Below are 15,944 nucleotides of genomic sequence, written 5' to 3' on the forward strand. Positions count from 1 at the left end.
GAAGGAGAAGCGTGAGCAGCACCAAGAAGCGATTGGGCTGGGCTGGAGCCGTAGCCGTGTTGGTCATCCTCATTGACCTACTCAGTAAGCAATGGGCCCTCAGCACTCTCGATGACGGGCGCCGAATCGATGTACTGGGCGATTTCTTCGGCTTTAAGCTGTACTTTAACCCCGGCGCAGCGTTCTCGCTTGGCGCTGACTCAACGCTGATCTTTACCGTCATTGCCTCGGCGGTTGTGATCGCCATGCCGTTCATTATCCGGCGCATCGCCTCCATGCCGTGGGCTATTTCCCTTGGGCTCGTATGGGGTGGGGCGGCCGGAAACCTTATCGACCGCTTGTTCCGCGACCCGGGAATTGGGCACGGGCACGTTATCGATTTCATGGCATACGCCGATTGGTTCATTGGGAACGTGGCGGATGCGGCGCTCGTTATTGGAGTGGTGCTTCTGGCGATTCTCTCCTTCCGGGACGTCCCTAGTTCGGATTCGTCCACGGCGATAGATATCGACGACGACGGCGACGTGGCAGAGGCCGCCGGTGGCGAAACCAATGACTGAGCGGCGGTACTACCCCGTCCCAGACGGGTTAGCGGGGGAGCGCGTGGATGCCGCCGTGGCGCGGATGACGGGCCTGTCCCGCACCGTGGCGGCCCGGCTCATCGAATCCTCAGAGGTTCTCGTTGACGGCCGTGCCGTCGGGAAGTCGGACCGTGCTCAAGCCGGACAGGTTCTTGAAGTTGTGATGCCGGCCCCGGTTGTGATTGAACCGAAAGCAAGCTCTGTGGAGCTCCCATTGCTCTATGAGGATGATGACGTCGTCGTCGTCAATAAACCGGCCGGGCTTGCGGCCCACCCCTCCGTGAACTTTGAAGGCCCGGACGTACTGGGGGCACTTTTGGCTCAAGGAGTCCAGCTCACCACCTCAGGGCCACCGGAGCGCAAAGGGATCGTCCACCGCTTGGACGTTGGGACCTCCGGCTGCATGGTGGTAGCAAAGTCCGAATGGGCGTATTCGGTACTCAAGCAGGCATTTCGCGACAGAACGGTGAAGAAGATCTACCACGCTCTGGTGCAGGGCCACCCCGATCCCATGGCGGGAACGATCGATGCGCCGATCGCGCGCGATCACAGGCATCAGTGGAAGATGGGGATTCGTAGCGATGGGCGGCGGTCCGTGACGCACTACGAAACCAGCGAGGCGATGGCGGGCGGATCACTGCTCGAGGTCCACTTGGAAACGGGCAGAACGCATCAGATCCGCGTACATATGGCGGCTATTGGGCATCCGTGCGTTGGCGATGAGATGTATGGGGCTGACCCCACGCTTTCCGCCAAGCTGGGCCTAGACAGGCAGTGGCTGCACGCGGTGACCCTAGGATTCGAGCACCCGGCAACGGGGGAGTGGGTGGAGTTTTCCAGCGAGTATCCCCCCGAACTTGAGGCGTCCCTCGAATTGATGCGCGAAGGAGTCTATCGGTGAGCGGCGATGTCACGATTGAGACGGTGGCTACCACTGATCAGCTGGAGCGCTGCTTCGCTATTCGATTCGCCGTGTTTGTTGACGAACAGCGGGTTCCCCCTGAAGAAGAAATGGACGCTCTGGATCGGGCGGACACAACCATTCACCTGCTGGCAAGCGTGGATGGCGAAGATCTGGGCACGCTGCGCGTGCTTGGAGAGGGGGCGGGGCACTGCCATATCGGGCGCGTCGCGGTGCATTCCCGGGCGCGGGGCACCGGGATGGGGCGCCTCCTGATGGAACGAGCGGGGGAGGTGGCGCTGGAGCGCTGCGCTGACGATCAGGGCCACCTGCGAATCGAGCTATCGGCTCAGGAACAAGCGATGGGCTTCTATCAGGCCTGCGGGTATTCGCCTGTCAGTGGGGAACGTTACCTTGATGCCGGTATTTGGCATCAGGATATGGCTCTGGAGCTCACGCGAAAGTAGTGTCCGCGAGACGCCGCTCTCACCTTCGATGTGCCAACGTGTGGGAGCCGGATACTAGACTGACACCATGGCTAAGGACTTCGCTCACCTTCACGTGCACACGGAATACTCCATGCTGGATGGGGCCGCCAAAATCAAGAAGCTCGTGGCCGAAGCCAAGGCACAGAACCAGAAATCTGTGGCCATCACGGATCATGGGTACTGCTTTGGGGCCTACGAGTTCTACAAGGCTGCCAAGGCTCAGGACATCAAGCCGATCGTTGGCATCGAGGCGTATGTGACGCCGGGAACCTCGCGTTTCGGGTCCGATCGAGTTCTTTGGGGCGTTGAGGGCCAGCGGGCGGATGACGTGTCCGCCCGTGGCGCCTATACCCACCTCACCCTCTTGTCCGAGAACAACACCGGGATGCACAACCTGTTCAGGATGTCCTCTCGGGCCTCGCTTGAGGGGCAGATGGGCAAGTGGCCGCGGATGGATATGGACTTGCTGGAGCAGTATCACGAGGGCCTCATCGCAACTGCCGGTTGCCCATCGGGAGAAGTTCAAACGCGGCTTCGGCTTGGACAACACGAGAAGGCCCTCGAGGCGGCCGGAACCATGCAGGAGCTGTTCGGCAGGGACAACTACTTCGTGGAGATCATGGATCACGACAATGCGATCGAGCGCCGTGTCCGTAACGATCTGCTGGATCTGGCCAAGAAGATCAACGCGCCGATCGTGGCTACCAATGATTCCCACTATGTTGGCCCCAATGATGGGACCATTCAGGATGCGATGCTGTGCATCAACTCCGGTTCCACGCTTCAGGATCCGAACCGCTTCACATTCGATGGCACCGGGTATCACCTGCGGTCAAGCGCGGATATGTGGGACCTTTTCGGGGATATCCCGGGCGCCTGCGAAAACTCTCTTGCGATTGCCGAACGGTGCGACGTCTCCTTCACCACTGCGGATGAGGGAGCGAACTACATGCCGGTGTTCCCTGTTCCTGACGGTGAGGACATCACCTCCTGGTTCGTCAAGGAAGTCGAACGCGGCCTCCACGTGAGGTTCGGTGGGCAGATCCCGCAGGACGTTCGTGAGCGTGCGGATTACGAAGTGGGAGTTATTACCCAGATGGGCTACCCGGGCTACTTCCTCGTGGTGGCTGACTACATCAAATGGGCCAAGGAACACGGTATTCGCGTGGGACCGGGCCGCGGATCGGGCGCAGGTTCGATGGTGGCCTATGCTCTGGAAATTACCGAGCTTGACCCCATCAAGTACGATCTCCTGTTCGAGAGGTTCCTGAACCCCGAGCGTGTATCCATGCCTGATATCGATGTGGATTTCGATGAGCGCCGCCGCGGTGAAGTGATCGAATACGTGGAACAGAAGTACGGCGCTGACAAGGTATCTCAGGTTGTCACCTTCGGCACCATTAAGACGAAGCAGGCCCTCAAGGACGCGGCGCGCGTTCAGGGCTACCCCTTCGAAATGGGCGAGCGTATGACGAAGGCTCTGCCGCCCGGGGTGCAAGGCAAGGACATCCCTCTCTCCGGGGTATTTGATGAGAAGAATGATCGGTATCAGGAGGCCGGGGATTTTCGGCAGCTGGTCCAAACTGATCAGGATGCCAAGCGTGTGTTCGATCTGGCCTCGGGCCTAGAAGGGCTGACGAGGCAGTGGGGCGTGCACGCATGTGCGATTCTCATGAGCTCGGTTCCGCTGACCGATGTGATTCCCGTGATGAAGCGGCCCGCCGATGGAGCCGTCATCACCCAGTTTGAATACCCCTTATGTGAGGAATTGGGAATCCTCAAGATGGACTTCCTCGGGCTGTCCAACCTCACCGTCATTGACGATGCCCTCCACAACATCGAAATGAACAACAAGGAGCCGCTGGAGATCGAGGGCGTTTCGCTCGAAGACCCGGCTACCTTCGGATTGCTGCAGCGCGCCGAAACTCTGGGTATCTTCCAGCTGGACGGCGCGGGGATGCGCGTGCTTCTCAAGCAGATGAAGCCTACCGAATTCGAGGACATCTCCGCCGTGAGCGCCCTCTATCGGCCAGGGCCGATGGGCATGAACTCGCATACCAACTACGCCCTGCGTAAGAATGGCCTGCAAAAGATGGATCCCATCCATCCGGAGTTGGAGGAACCGCTCAAGGACATTCTTGGGACCACCTATGGCCTGATTGTGTATCAGGAGCAGGTGATGCAGATTGCTCGGACATGTGCGGGCTTCACCATGGGGCAAGCAGATACCCTGCGTAAGGCCATGGGTAAGAAGAAGATTGATGTGCTGAATCAGCAGTTCAAAGGCTTCTCCAAGGGCATGATGGATAACGGCTACTCCAAGGAGTGCGTGGATACTCTGTGGGGCGTGCTGGTGCCGTTCGCGCAGTACGCGTTCAACCGTTCGCATTCCGCCTGCTACGGATTGATCTCCTACTGGACCGCCTACCTCAAGGCGAACTATCCAGTCGAATACATGGCGGCGGTTCTCACCTCCAAGAAGGACAACAAGGACAAGCTGGCCCTGTACCTAGCAGAAGCGCACCGGATGGGCATCCAAGTGCTAGTCCCAGACGTCAACGAATCCTTGGCGAACTTCTCCGCCGCCGGTGATGAGATCCGCGTGGGACTGTCCGCGGTTCGCAATGTGGGAACGAACGTTGTATCCGGAATTGTCAAGGCCCGCGAGGAGAAGGGCAACTTCACCTCCTTCCAAGATTTCCTCGATAAAGTGCCGCTTCCCGTGTGCAACAAGCGCGCCATCGAGTGCCTGGTGAAAGCTGGCGCCTTCGATTCGATGGGGTACACCCGCCGCGCCCTCCTCTCGCGGGTTGAAGAAGCTGTGGATTCGGTTGTTTCGCTCAAGAAGAATGAAGCTGTGGGCCAATTCGATCTGTTCGGTGGCGCCGGGGTGGATGTGGGGAGCGGCGTGGATGTTGTGATCCCCGATCTTCCCGAATGGGACAAGAAGGCCAAGCTGGATCACGAACGTGACATGCTGGGCCTGTACGTGTCCGATCACCCGCTTTCCGGGATGGAGCACGTGTTGGAACGTGCAGCGGACACGACGATTGTGCGCCTGATGAACGAGGAAGAGCCCGTTGACGGTTCAACGGTGACTCTCGCGGGTCTCATCACCTCGGTTCAGCCCCGCGTGTCCAAGAAGAACGGCAAGCTGTGGGCCACGGTGACACTCGAGGATCTCTCGGGCAGCACAGATATCAACTTCTTCCCTCAGACCTATCCAACAGTTTCCACCATGCTGGTTCAGGACACGGTAGCGATCGTGACGTGCCGCCTTCAGGTTCGTGACGGCTCTATCCAGCTCTCGGCTCAGAGCATGCAGCTGCCGTCTAACGATCTGCTGCCGGATTCTCCGCTGGATCTTCGCCTGCCAGAGCGCATGTGCACGCAGCAGCTCATGTCCTCACTGGCCGATGTTCTGCATTCCTACCCAGGGCAGGCCCCGGTTCGCCTCCACATTGAGCGCCCCGGCTTGACCTCAGTAGTGCAGGTGGATCAGCAGTTCTACGTCAGCCCCACATCCGGCATGATCTCGGATCTCAAGGTTCTGTTGGGGCGGCACTGCCTCGTTTAACCTTGCCGCGCCGAAACCTGCACGGCAACTTCGCCATCGGCAAGATTGAGTGCCACAACATCGCCATCGTCGAGATGGTGGCCACGGCGGGTCTCCACCTGTCCGTTAACGGTGATATCGCCCATCTCGATCATTTCGCGGGCCTCGCCCCCGGTTTCGGCCAACGAGGCGAGCTTGACGAACTGCCCGAGTTTGATGGGTAGGGCTACTTCGAACTGATTCACTGTGACTCCTGAACGTGGCTGTGCTGGCGAACCCTCCTCGGGCGCAGCACCGTGACATATACGAGGATACTCACAACCAGCGTGCAGATCACGGCGATACCAGCCGGGGAGCCAGCCGCCGCGGAGATCATGGCGCCCCACACGGCAAATCCAATCGTTGAGTAGATGGCGGCCCACGCCAGCCAACCGGGAGTGGCGGCAAGAATCCAGCGCGGCACGCTCACGCCCAACGCACCCGCCCCAACAATGACAACCGTTTGAAAGCCGACGGTCAGGAAGGACAGGGGGACGGCGATGAGACCGCGATCCCTGACAATCTGGGCCCCGCGCTGCGTTGAGTCAGAATGAACCCAGCTCCACACGCTAAGCCGCCATCCCTCGCTGGGCTGGCGCGCTTTAAGCGCCATGTAGTTTCCGTATCGTCCCAGACCGTATGTTGCGGTGGATCGGAGCGAGACCACCATGAACAGAAACAGGTAAACCCCGATAAACGGGCCGTTACTAATGAAGTCAGGAATCGACATGCCTAAAGTGTAACTGTTCCAGATAGTTTGCGACACGGATAACCCGTGTGAGCCAAATGTCAATATTTACCATGGCAGAGTTTGCGACAGCTGTGGGAGGGGCCGCCGCGCCCGTCAGGTTTCGCGAGTCTCCGCTTGGCACTGGGCACACAGGCCCCAGATTTCGATTGTGTGGGAGGTGACGGTAAACCCAGATTCTTCGGCTGCTTCGTGAGCCCACCGCTCTACTTGTTCGGCGGCAACCTCAACCGTGCGCCCGCACCGCGTACAGACAATGTGGTGATGATGCGCCTGACTATCGCAGTGGCGGTAGAGAGTCTCGGAATCGGCGCGCAACACGTCCAGCTTGCCTTCGTCCGCCAGCGCCGTTAGCGTGCGGTACACCGTTGCCAGCCCAATGGTATGTCCTGAATCCGTCAACTGATCGTGCAGCTCCTGAGCACTGACGAACTCGGGTGTGTGCTCCATCAAGGCGGTGATTGCGGCACGCTGCGCGGTGTTTCTACTAGCCATGGTTCCTCCCTGCCACAAGGTTCTGTTCGGACGAGCCTTCCCGTGAGCATGGCTCTGCGGCCGCTGCACTGGCTCTCTTGCGCCGGCGGAAACTACCGAGCGTCAGATTCGTGACGGCTACGATGGCGTACAGCCCGATGAGGAGCATGACGATCGTGGCGCCGGGGGATGCCGGCACGTGATAGGTGATAATCAAACCGGTAAGGCAGGCCACAACTCCGATCGTTTGGGAGATGTACATGGTTTTGGTGAATGAGGTGGACAGCAGTTGGGCAACGGCAACCGGAACAATCATGATGGCCGAAACGAGGAGAACGCCTACCACTCGCATGGAGACCGAGACGGTTAAAGCGGCCACAACGGCAACCAGAATGTTGAGGGTGCGCACGGGCAGGCCGCACGCCTTCGCGAACTCTTCATCGTGCGATAGCGCGAAGAGAGGCCCTCGCAACCCCACGCCAATCACCAGAATCACGGCCGCCAACGCGATCGTGTAACGCACATCCGCGGCCGATACGGTGGCGATCGAACCAAAGAGGTAGCTCGTGAGGTTCGTGGTTGTCCCCCCGGCTAATCGGATGAGGAGGACGCCGCCGGCAATGCCGCCATAGAACAACATGGCCAGAGCCACGTCCCCGCCCGTCCTGCCTTGGGCGCGGACCACCTCGATCAGGATGGCGCCGATCAATGAGGCGATGATCGCGCCGGGTATGGCAAGGACGTCATTGGGGGAGAGCCCCAGCGCTCCGGCGGCCAGCCAACCCACGGCCACGCCCGTTAGGGATATGTGGCCGATGCCGTCTCCCATCAGCGCCATGCCCCGCTGAACGAGGTACGTGCCAACAACTGGGGCAGAAATACCCACCAGAATGGCCACGATAAGCGCGCGTTGCATGAGAGGCGATGCCAGCATCGTAGAAAAGGTTTCGATCATCGTGCTGTCTCCGTTCGTAGGACGGGGGCGTGATGGGGTACGTGGTCCGTATCGGGATGGTGGTGCGCCGGATCGTCGCCTCCCGGTGCGCCCGGGGCTCCCGGCGGGCCGTCAAACACGACGTGCCCATCTTCCAGCACGATGGCATGGTCAATGAGTTCGGTTAGTTCGCCCGTCTCGTGGAGCACCGTCACGATGGTGACGCCCTGATCGCGTAGCCCCGCCAGAGTGTGCGCCAATGCCTCGCGTGAATCGCGATCAATGCCGGCTAACGGCTCGTCCAGAACGAGCAGATCGGGGTGGCGAACCAGTGCGCGAGCTATCAACACTCGCTGGGACTGCCCGCCCGAAAACACGTGGACGTGTTCGTTTGCTCGGTCCGCCAGTCCAACCGCGCTGAGTGCCTCCAGCGCGGCGCGCTTGGCCTTCTTTCCACGATCCGCCCAGAGCGCCTTCGGGCCGAGCAAGCCGGATCTGACAACCTCAAGCGCCGTGGCTGGCACACCGGAAGCCGCCGCCACCCGCTGGGGAACGTAGCCCAGCCGGTCCCACGGAACGCGGCTGTGATGAGTGATATTCGTTCCGAACACGCTTGCGGTGCCGCCCGAGGGAGGGATCACCCCCATGATGGTGCGGATCAGCGTGGATTTGCCCGATCCGTTGGCTCCCAGAATGGCGACGGTTTCGCCTTCGTGGATGTTCAGTGACACCCGATGAAGGATCCGGGAGCTCCCCAGAATCACGTCTAGGTCATGCGTGCTGATAACGGGCATCTCCGCGTGTATCTCTTTCTCTTGGTAATTTAGGCTCTATTGGCAATCCAAGGCCGCGCGAAGCTCCGTGAGATTCCCGTCCATTGCGGTGATGTAATCCCCATCATCTGGCTCGGACTCCAGCGCATTGAGAACGGAGAGGTGTGCGCCAGTTTCGTTGGCAAGAGACTCGGCGGTTTTCGGGGACGCCAGCTGTTCGGCGAATACGGTGGTGGTGCCTGTTTCCTCAATGGCCTCGGAAATGCTGGCGATATCGGAGGGGCTCGGCTCGGCTTCAGGATCAATCCCGGAAATCGATAGCTGAGCGATGTCATTCTTATCCGTGATGTAGCCGAACGCTGCATGAGTAGTCACGATAGTGTTGCGCTCGCATGTTTTCAGGCCCGCCCCGAACCGCTCATCGAGTTCTGTCAGGTCACCGGCAACGCTCTGTTGATTGGCCTCGTAGCTGTCCGAGTTAGCGGTATCCGCCGCGGCAAGCGCTGTCTCGATCTGCCCACTTGCTGACTCCATGCGCGCCGGGTCCAGCCAGAAGTGAGGATCGAGATTGTCTTCCTCGTGGCTGTGTCCGTCGTCGTCGTTATGATCGTGTTCGTCCTCTAACGGAGCCAAATCCACGGCGCCGGACAACTCAACGATTTCTGGACCCGAGATGGACTGGACCGCATCGTCCATGGATGGCTGGAATCCCTGAACGTACACCACAAGGTCCGCATCATTCATTTTCGCGATATCGGCCGGGGCAAGTTCGAAATCGTGAGGTTCAACGTTCGAAGGCGTCATAGAAATGACGTTGACGTTCTCTCCTCCCACTTGTTCCACTAACCACGCCAGTGGGTAAAAGGACGTGGCAACCGTCAGCTGGCCATCGGAAGCGTCCGTATCATCGGACACCGCGGAGCAAGCGGAAAGGGCGAGCGTTGCACTCGCGACGGAGATGGCGGCAAGGAGTTTCTTCATGAGAATCATTATCAACAAAGTTGAGAACGATTGTCAATTAGAAAGGAGCGACGTGTGTTGGCCCACGTGGTCCCGCCTCGCAGCGGCGCCCGCCAATGGGTAGGATGACGGGGATCTGCATCGCCCAGATGCGGCACAACTACGCATCATCCAGATGCGTCATGAAAGGAGATCGCGCATGGCCAAACCGGCACCATCGCGCCTCGATAACGTTATTGCGCTCGCAAAGCGCCGCGGTTTTGTTTTCCCCTGTGGTGAGATCTACGGCGGAACACGGAGCGCGTGGGATTACGGCCCGCTCGGCGTGGAACTCAAGGAGAACATCAAGCGTCAATGGTGGAGAAACATGGTGACTTCACGCGACGATGTGGTGGGCCTTGATTCCTCCATTATCCTCCCCAAGGATGTGTGGATCGCCTCCGGCCACGTGGGTGTATTCAACGATCCGCTCACCGAATGCCTCTCCTGCCACAAGCGATTCCGCTTCGATCAGATGCAGGAAGAATACGCGGAGCGCAAAGGTATTGAGGACCCGGATTCAGTGGAGCTGGCCGTGCTGCCATGCCCGAACTGTGGAACGCGCGGCCAGTGGACCGAGCCCCGCGATTTCAACATGATGCTCAAGACTTATCTGGGCCCCGTCGAGGACGAATCGGGTATGCACTACCTGCGCCCCGAAACCGCTCAGGGCATCTTCGTGAACTTCCAGAACGTCATGACCTCCGCGCGCAAGAAGCCGCCGTTCGGCATCGGCCAGATCGGCAAGTCCTTCCGCAACGAGATCACCCCGGGCAATTTCATCTTCCGCACCCGTGAGTTCGAGCAGATGGAGATGGAGTTCTTCGTTGAGCCAGGAACCGACGAGGACTGGCACCAGTACTGGATCGATTACCGCCGCGACTGGTACGTGGGGCTGGGCATCGATCCGGAGCATCTGCGGATGTATGAACATCCCCAGGAGAAGCTCTCGCATTACTCCAAGCGCACCGTGGATATCGAGTACAAGTTCGGCTTCTCCGGATCCGATTGGGGCGAACTCGAGGGAATCGCCAACCGCACCGATTTCGATCTGAGCACGCACTCCAAGCACTCCGGCAAGGACCTGTCCTACTTCGATCAGGCGACGGGCAAGCGTTGGACTCCCTACGTTGTGGAGCCCGCAGCCGGCTTGACCCGTTCCCTCATGGCCTTCCTTGTTGAGGCCTACGTTGAGGATGAGGCTCCCAACACGAAGGGCGGGGTGGATAAGCGTGTTGTTCTCAAGCTGGATCCTAGGCTCGCGCCCGTGAAGGCTGCGGTTTTGCCGTTGTCCCGTTCGGAGAAGCTATCGCCCGTGGCACGTGAGTTGGCGAGCACGCTTCGTCAGTTCTGGAACGTTGAGTTTGACGATGCCGGGGCCGTTGGGCGCCGGTATCGCCGCCACGATGAGATCGGGACCCCGTTCTGTATCACGGTGGATTTCGATTCGCTCGACGACGACGCCGTGACCATTCGCGATCGCGACACCATGGAGCAGGTGCGTATCCCGATCGCCGACGTGCAGGGATATCTCGCGCAGCGGCTGGTGGGCTGCTGAGGAGGCTTTTAGTAGGTTGCGCGTTGACCCTTTGCGGCGCCTGTTGACATGTTGCAGCATGTCTCGAGGAGCCGTAAGGGGTCAACAGCCACACATTTAGCATCGTCTGCATGGTCAGGAGGTAACGGATGGAATCGTCCCCGGTTCAGCTGGGTGCGCTCACGCTGGATACTCCCGTGATGCTCGCGCCAATGGCGGGCGTGACGAATCCGCCGTTCCGGCAGCTGTGCCGTGAGGCGGGGGAAGCGGGCCTGAAGGCAGCTGGATACGCGTGGGGTGACCGGGCGGACCTGCTCGGTGGCTCGGATCGGACGGGGCCGCACGCGCCCGCCGGTCTATGGGTGTGTGAAATGGTGACTACCCGCGCCCTCGTTGAACGCAACGCGGAAACGATGAACATGATCAAGCCGGATCCGGGCGATCCTGTGCGGTCGATTCAGCTTTATGGAGTTGAGCCGAAAACAACGGCGGAGGCCGTGAGGATTCTTGTAGGGGAGAACCGCGCCGATCACATTGACTTGAACTTCGGTTGTCCGGCCCCCAAGGTGACGCGCAAGGGCGGGGGATCCGCTCTTCCATGGAAACTGGACCTATTTGAGGAGCTGACGCGCGCCGCGGTGCGAGCCTCTGAGGAGGCCAGCAAGGATCGGGGTTTCACCGTGCCGATCACCGCGAAGGTTCGGATCGGTGTAGATGACCAGCACACCACGTTTGTTGATGCGGCTCGGATCGCTGAAGATGCGGGAATCGTTGGCCTGACCTTGCATGCGCGAACCACGGCGCAGCACTATTCGGGGCACGCTCACTGGGAGCGGATTGGCGAACTTGTGCAGGCAACCGATCTTCCCGTGCTCGGCAACGGCGATGTATTCGAAGTGAGCGATGTTCAACGGATTATGGAGCAGACAGGGTGCGCCGGCGTTGCTGTGGGCCGCGGGTGTCAGGGACGGCCTTGGCTGTTCCACGATATGGCGGCGTTTTATCACGGCAGCAATGAGCGCGCGAGGCCGTGGCTGAGCGAAGTGGCGGACGTGATCGTTCGCCACGCCGAACTCTCGATCGAACACTTCAACGGTGATGAACACCGTGCCCTGCGTGAGCTGCGCAAACACATGGCGTGGTATCTCAGGGGTTTTGCCGTAGGCGGCGAGGCCCGCAACGCGTTGGCCCTAGTGTCCACTTTGGCGGAGTTGAAGGAACGTCTCGGAGGGCTCGAGGATCAGCCCTACCCGGACGCGGCGGAAGGCGCACGGGGCCGCGCTGGTAACCCGAAACAGCCACACCTGCCAGAGGGCTGGCTCGATTCCCGCGAGTTGAACGAGGCCCAGCGCGCGAAAATCGCGCTTGCCGAGGTGAACGTTTCTGGCGGTTAAACGCGAAAAACGGGTAGGCTCGCACTGTGAATGAACGTTACGGGCCATCCGATATGGAGCGGTGGGTACAAGAATCCGCCAAATCTCCAAGCCGCACGGAATTTGAGCGTGATCGGGCACGGGTTCTCCACTCCTCGGCGCTGCGTCGGCTTGGCGCAAAAACCCAGGTGCTCGGCCCCGAATCGGACGATTTCATTCGCACGCGGCTCACTCACTCCTTGGAAGTTGCCCAGATTGGGCGATCACTCGGAAAGAATCTTGGCTGTGACCCGGACATTGTGGAGACTGCCTGCCTGTGCCACGATCTTGGCCACCCGCCCTTCGGGCATAACGGAGAACATGCGCTTGACGAAGTATCCGGTGATATCGGGGGATTCGAGGGCAACGCCCAAACGCTCCGCCTTCTGACTCGATTGGAGCCGAAGCGAGTCACGGTATCGGGTACGCCTGCCGGCCTCAACTTGACGCGAGCAAGCTTGGATGCCGTGCTCAAGTATCCGTGGTTTGCTGGTCAAGCGCCGGGTGGCAGCAAGAAGTTTAACGTGTATGGCGATGACGCCCCGGTGTTCGAATGGACGCATGGTGTGATGGGCACGGCGAAGTGCGTGGAAGCCCAGATCATGGATTTGGCTGACGATATCGCCTACTGCGTGCACGATGTGGAAGATGCGGTGGTGCGCCAGTTTGTCCGGCCGCGATTTCTACGGGACCCGAGCCAACAGGATCAGATCGTCAAAGCAACTGAGTCGTGGTACGGGCGTCCCGGCGCTGACAGGTTTGGGGCGGCTTTGGAGCGGTTGCTTGCCGAAGAGGAGTGGCCCGAGGATTTTACGGGGTCATACGGTGACCTTGCCCTGATGAAGGATTTGACCAGTGATTTGATCGGACGGTTTATCTCCTCAGTATGCGAAGCTACCTATGCGGCCCACGGTACCGGTCCGCTCGTCCGGTATGACGGGAATGTGGTGATCCCACAGGAAACTCAGGATGAGATCACCATTCTCAAGGGGATAGCCGTTGAGTACGTCATGATGCCGCGGGAAACCGAGCCTCTCTACTATGAGCAGCGCACGCTCCTGTTTGATCTGGTTGATGCGCTGGTCCAACGCCCCGAGGAAATGGAACCGCACTTCTATGAGATGTGGGGGCCAGCTGATGAAAACGGGCGGCTGCGCGTTGTCGTCGATCAGGTGGCTTCTCTCACCGATCAGTCCGCCCGTCAATGGCATTCGCGGCTGTGTGGCATGTTCTGGAATTAGGGCTGGCATGCATGGTTGTGTGGGAACGGAGAACTAGGATAGGGCTATGGCAGGGCTGATCAGGCGCGAGGATATCGATGAGGTTCGCGCCCGCACGCGCATTGAGGATGTGGTTGCTGGATACGTCGCGCTACGTCCCGGCGGTGTGGATTCTCAGCAGGGGCTCTGCCCGTTTCACGATGAGAAAACGCCCTCGTTCCACGTGCGTCCCAGCGTTGGGCGTTGGCACTGCTTCGGTTGTGGGGAGGGAGGAGATGCGTTCTCTTTCGTGGAGAAGATCGAACATATCACCTTCGTGGAAGCCGTGGAGCTTCTGGCCCGCAAAGCGAACGTAGAGCTTCATTATGAGGGCGGCAACCGGGAAAAGGGGCCGGCTGGTCCGGCGCGCTCGCGGTTGATCGATGCGCATCGGGTGGCTGTTGATTATTACATTAAGGCTCTCCATTCCCCCGAGGGGGAGGCCGGGCGCAAGATGCTGGATGCTCGCGGCTTTGATGCAGAGGCCCTGAGGACCTATTCGATCGGATACTCGCCCAACACGTGGGACTCCCTTCTCAAGGAACTGCGTACGCACGGTTTTAGCGAGAAGGAAATCGCTGCCTCGGGCTTAGCCACTCAAGGTAATCGTGGGCTCTATGACCGATTTCGTGGCCGGCTTATGTGGCCCATTTACTCCATCACGGGCGATCCCATCGGGTTCGGGGCTCGGAAGCTGAGCGACGATGATAATGGGCCGAAGTACCTCAACACTCCCGAAACTCCCATTTATAAGAAGTCTCAGGTTCTCTACGGTCTCAACCTCGCGCGTAAAGCGATCGCCACGGAGCGTCAGGTTGTTGTGGTTGAGGGCTACACGGACGTCATGGCAGCGCAGCTAGCCGGGATTCCGTGCGCCGTTGCCACCTGTGGTACCGCGTTCGGTAGTGACCACGTCAAGATCGTTCGCCGCCTCCTTGGCGATGGTGCCAATCCAGCAGCTGGCCTCATGCTCTCGTCTGGCCGCGCCTATGGCGGCGAAGTTATCTTCACTTTCGATGGCGATTCGGCGGGTCAAAAGGCCGCGCTCAAGGCGTTTCAGGAGGATCAGTCCTTCGCGGCACAAACTTTTGTGGCGGTGGCGCAGGAGGGTATGGACCCGTGCGAGGTCAGGATGGCATACGGGGATGAAGGCGTCCGCGAAATCATCGCCGGGCGTCGTCCGCTGTTCGAGTTCGCCATCACCTCCACTCTCAAGGGCATGCCACTGAACACTGCCGAAGGTAGGACTGCTGGGCTCCGGGCCGCCGCACCGATGGTTGCCTCGATCCGGGACCGCGTGCTGCGGGGGGAGTACACGCGCCAGCTTGCCGGGTGGCTGGGAATGGATGAATCCACCGTTCGGGCGGCGGTTTCTGGTGCGGCACGTCATCCTCATCACCCGCCATTCGCCGCGGCGGACCAGAACGAGGACCAAGCCGAGCGGCGTGCAACCTTGCCGCCACTGAGGACATTGCGCGATCCTGTGGAGCGGATTGAACGCGAGGCGTTGGAGATCCTCCTGCAGCTGCCAGGCTTCGCTGCTCGGGCCGGCATGGACGATCTGCCCTCACAAACGTTTACCCTTCCGATGCATCGGCGTATTCACGAAGCCATTCGAGCGGCCGGTGGCACGCGGTGCTTCACCGATCGCGTCAACTACTTGCAAGCTCGCGGCAGCGAAGGTCAAACGGCCGAACGCGACGCCGCCGGTTGGTACGTCGAGCAGGTGACGGAGCAGGCCGATTCTGTCGTGTCTCCGATCATCACACAGCTTGCCGTTGAGGATCTGCCAGAATCGCGTCCTGATCGGTTGTCCAACTACGTGTGGTCCATTTCCGTCACTCTCATTAAGCAAGGAATTACACGGCAGATCGCTGATCTGAGGTCTGAACTCCAGCGCACTTCATCCGAAGATGAACACTATGGAGAGCTGTTTGCCCGCCTCATCGAACTGGAAGCCCAGCGCCGGGCGTGTGAGGAACAACTGGGGTAAACGCCCCGCCGATTGGCGTTTTAGCAGGTGACTAACGGTAAGATGGTTGGGTCCGGAAACGGACGCGCCCCCATAGCTCAGCTGGTTAGAGCAAGGAACTCATAATTCTTGGGTCGCGGGTTCAAGTCCTGCTGGGGGCACCATTGTGCTGTCGCAGGACATTGGAATAGGGCGAACCCTCATTTTGTGGGTTCGCCCTTTTTCATTTTTTCGGTTTGTGGCCGGTGGGTTGATAGTCGCGGGTTTGGTC

The 15,944-nt window shown here is 59.9% G+C and carries 14 protein-coding genes and 1 tRNA gene; 9 read left to right on the forward strand and 6 right to left on the reverse strand.

All coding sequences use genetic code 11. From position 1 onward, the window contains the following. The first annotated feature begins 11 nt into the window (after positions 1-11). From lspA to dnaE, 4 genes are all read left to right on the forward strand, one after another. A complete protein-coding gene (gene lspA, locus ACTHV6_RS04580; RefSeq protein WP_441386096.1) occupies positions 12-560 on the forward strand; it encodes a signal peptidase II in 549 nt (182 codons plus the stop codon). Continuing rightward, on the forward strand, positions 553-1,482 hold the full coding sequence (locus ACTHV6_RS04585) for an RluA family pseudouridine synthase (RefSeq protein WP_441386097.1): 930 nt from the start codon (positions 553-555) through the stop codon (positions 1,480-1,482). Before lspA ends, ACTHV6_RS04585 begins: the two co-directional genes overlap by 8 nt. Further along, a complete protein-coding gene (locus ACTHV6_RS04590) occupies positions 1,479-1,949 on the forward strand; it encodes a GNAT family N-acetyltransferase (RefSeq protein ID WP_441386098.1) in 471 nt (156 codons plus the stop codon). Before ACTHV6_RS04585 ends, ACTHV6_RS04590 begins: the two co-directional genes overlap by 4 nt. Before the next feature lie 67 nt (positions 1,950-2,016). Beyond that, positions 2,017-5,547, forward strand: a complete 3,531-nt coding sequence (dnaE, locus tag ACTHV6_RS04595; protein ID WP_441386099.1) for a DNA polymerase III subunit alpha — start codon at positions 2,017-2,019, stop codon at positions 5,545-5,547. On the opposite strand, the gene ACTHV6_RS04600 is transcribed toward dnaE, so the two are convergent. The 6 genes from ACTHV6_RS04600 to ACTHV6_RS04625 all read right to left on the reverse strand — a co-directional run bounded on the left by ACTHV6_RS04600 (position 5,544) and on the right by ACTHV6_RS04625 (position 9,475). Further along, positions 5,544-5,771: an RNA-binding S4 domain-containing protein gene (locus ACTHV6_RS04600; RefSeq protein ID WP_441386100.1), complete on the reverse strand. Its 228-nt coding sequence runs from the start codon at positions 5,769-5,771 to the stop codon at positions 5,544-5,546. The genes dnaE and ACTHV6_RS04600 overlap by 4 nt on opposite strands. Beyond that, positions 5,768-6,295, reverse strand: coding sequence for a hypothetical protein (locus tag ACTHV6_RS04605; protein ID WP_441386101.1), 528 nt, complete (start codon positions 6,293-6,295; stop codon positions 5,768-5,770). The genes ACTHV6_RS04600 and ACTHV6_RS04605 overlap by 4 nt, the downstream gene beginning before the upstream one ends. 114 nt (positions 6,296-6,409) lie before the next feature. After that, the gene (locus ACTHV6_RS04610) at positions 6,410-6,808 is read right to left on the reverse strand and encodes a Fur family transcriptional regulator (protein WP_441386102.1); all 399 of its coding nucleotides are present in this window, start codon (positions 6,806-6,808) and stop codon (positions 6,410-6,412) included. Continuing rightward, a complete protein-coding gene (locus ACTHV6_RS04615; protein ID WP_441386103.1) occupies positions 6,801-7,742 on the reverse strand; it encodes a metal ABC transporter permease in 942 nt (313 codons plus the stop codon). The genes ACTHV6_RS04610 and ACTHV6_RS04615 overlap by 8 nt, the downstream gene beginning before the upstream one ends. Further along, entirely contained in the window at positions 7,739-8,515 is a 777-nt protein-coding gene (locus ACTHV6_RS04620; RefSeq protein WP_441386104.1) for a metal ABC transporter ATP-binding protein, read from the reverse strand. The genes ACTHV6_RS04615 and ACTHV6_RS04620 overlap by 4 nt, the downstream gene beginning before the upstream one ends. 36 nt (positions 8,516-8,551) lie before the next feature. Next, positions 8,552-9,475 (reverse strand): metal ABC transporter substrate-binding protein, encoded by a 924-nt coding sequence (locus ACTHV6_RS04625; protein WP_441386105.1) that lies wholly within the window; start codon positions 9,473-9,475, stop codon positions 8,552-8,554. A 178-nt stretch (positions 9,476-9,653) separates the two neighbouring features. Here ACTHV6_RS04625 and ACTHV6_RS04630 point away from each other — a divergent pair, with 178 nt between their 5' ends. The 5 genes from ACTHV6_RS04630 to ACTHV6_RS04650 all read left to right on the forward strand — a co-directional run bounded on the left by ACTHV6_RS04630 (position 9,654) and on the right by ACTHV6_RS04650 (position 15,837). Beyond that, on the forward strand, positions 9,654-11,051 hold the full coding sequence (locus ACTHV6_RS04630; RefSeq protein ID WP_441386106.1) for a glycine--tRNA ligase: 1,398 nt from the start codon (positions 9,654-9,656) through the stop codon (positions 11,049-11,051). A gap of 128 nt (positions 11,052-11,179) precedes the next feature. Continuing rightward, complete coding sequence (gene dusB, locus ACTHV6_RS04635) at positions 11,180-12,424, forward strand: tRNA dihydrouridine synthase DusB (RefSeq protein WP_441386107.1); 1,245 nt, start codon at positions 11,180-11,182, stop codon at positions 12,422-12,424. 26 nt (positions 12,425-12,450) lie between these two features. Next, complete coding sequence (locus ACTHV6_RS04640) at positions 12,451-13,683, forward strand: deoxyguanosinetriphosphate triphosphohydrolase (protein ID WP_441386108.1); 1,233 nt, start codon at positions 12,451-12,453, stop codon at positions 13,681-13,683. Between the two features lie 46 nt (positions 13,684-13,729). Then, a complete protein-coding gene (gene dnaG / locus ACTHV6_RS04645; protein WP_441386109.1) occupies positions 13,730-15,694 on the forward strand; it encodes a DNA primase in 1,965 nt (654 codons plus the stop codon). Positions 15,695-15,760: 66 nt separating this feature from the next. After that, positions 15,761-15,837, forward strand: a tRNA-Ile gene (locus ACTHV6_RS04650). Positions 15,838-15,944 lie beyond the last annotated feature (107 nt).

It is taken from the genome of Ancrocorticia sp. (assembly GCF_052089425.1).
Taxonomy (GTDB): domain Bacteria; phylum Actinomycetota; class Actinomycetes; order Actinomycetales; family Actinomycetaceae; genus Ancrocorticia.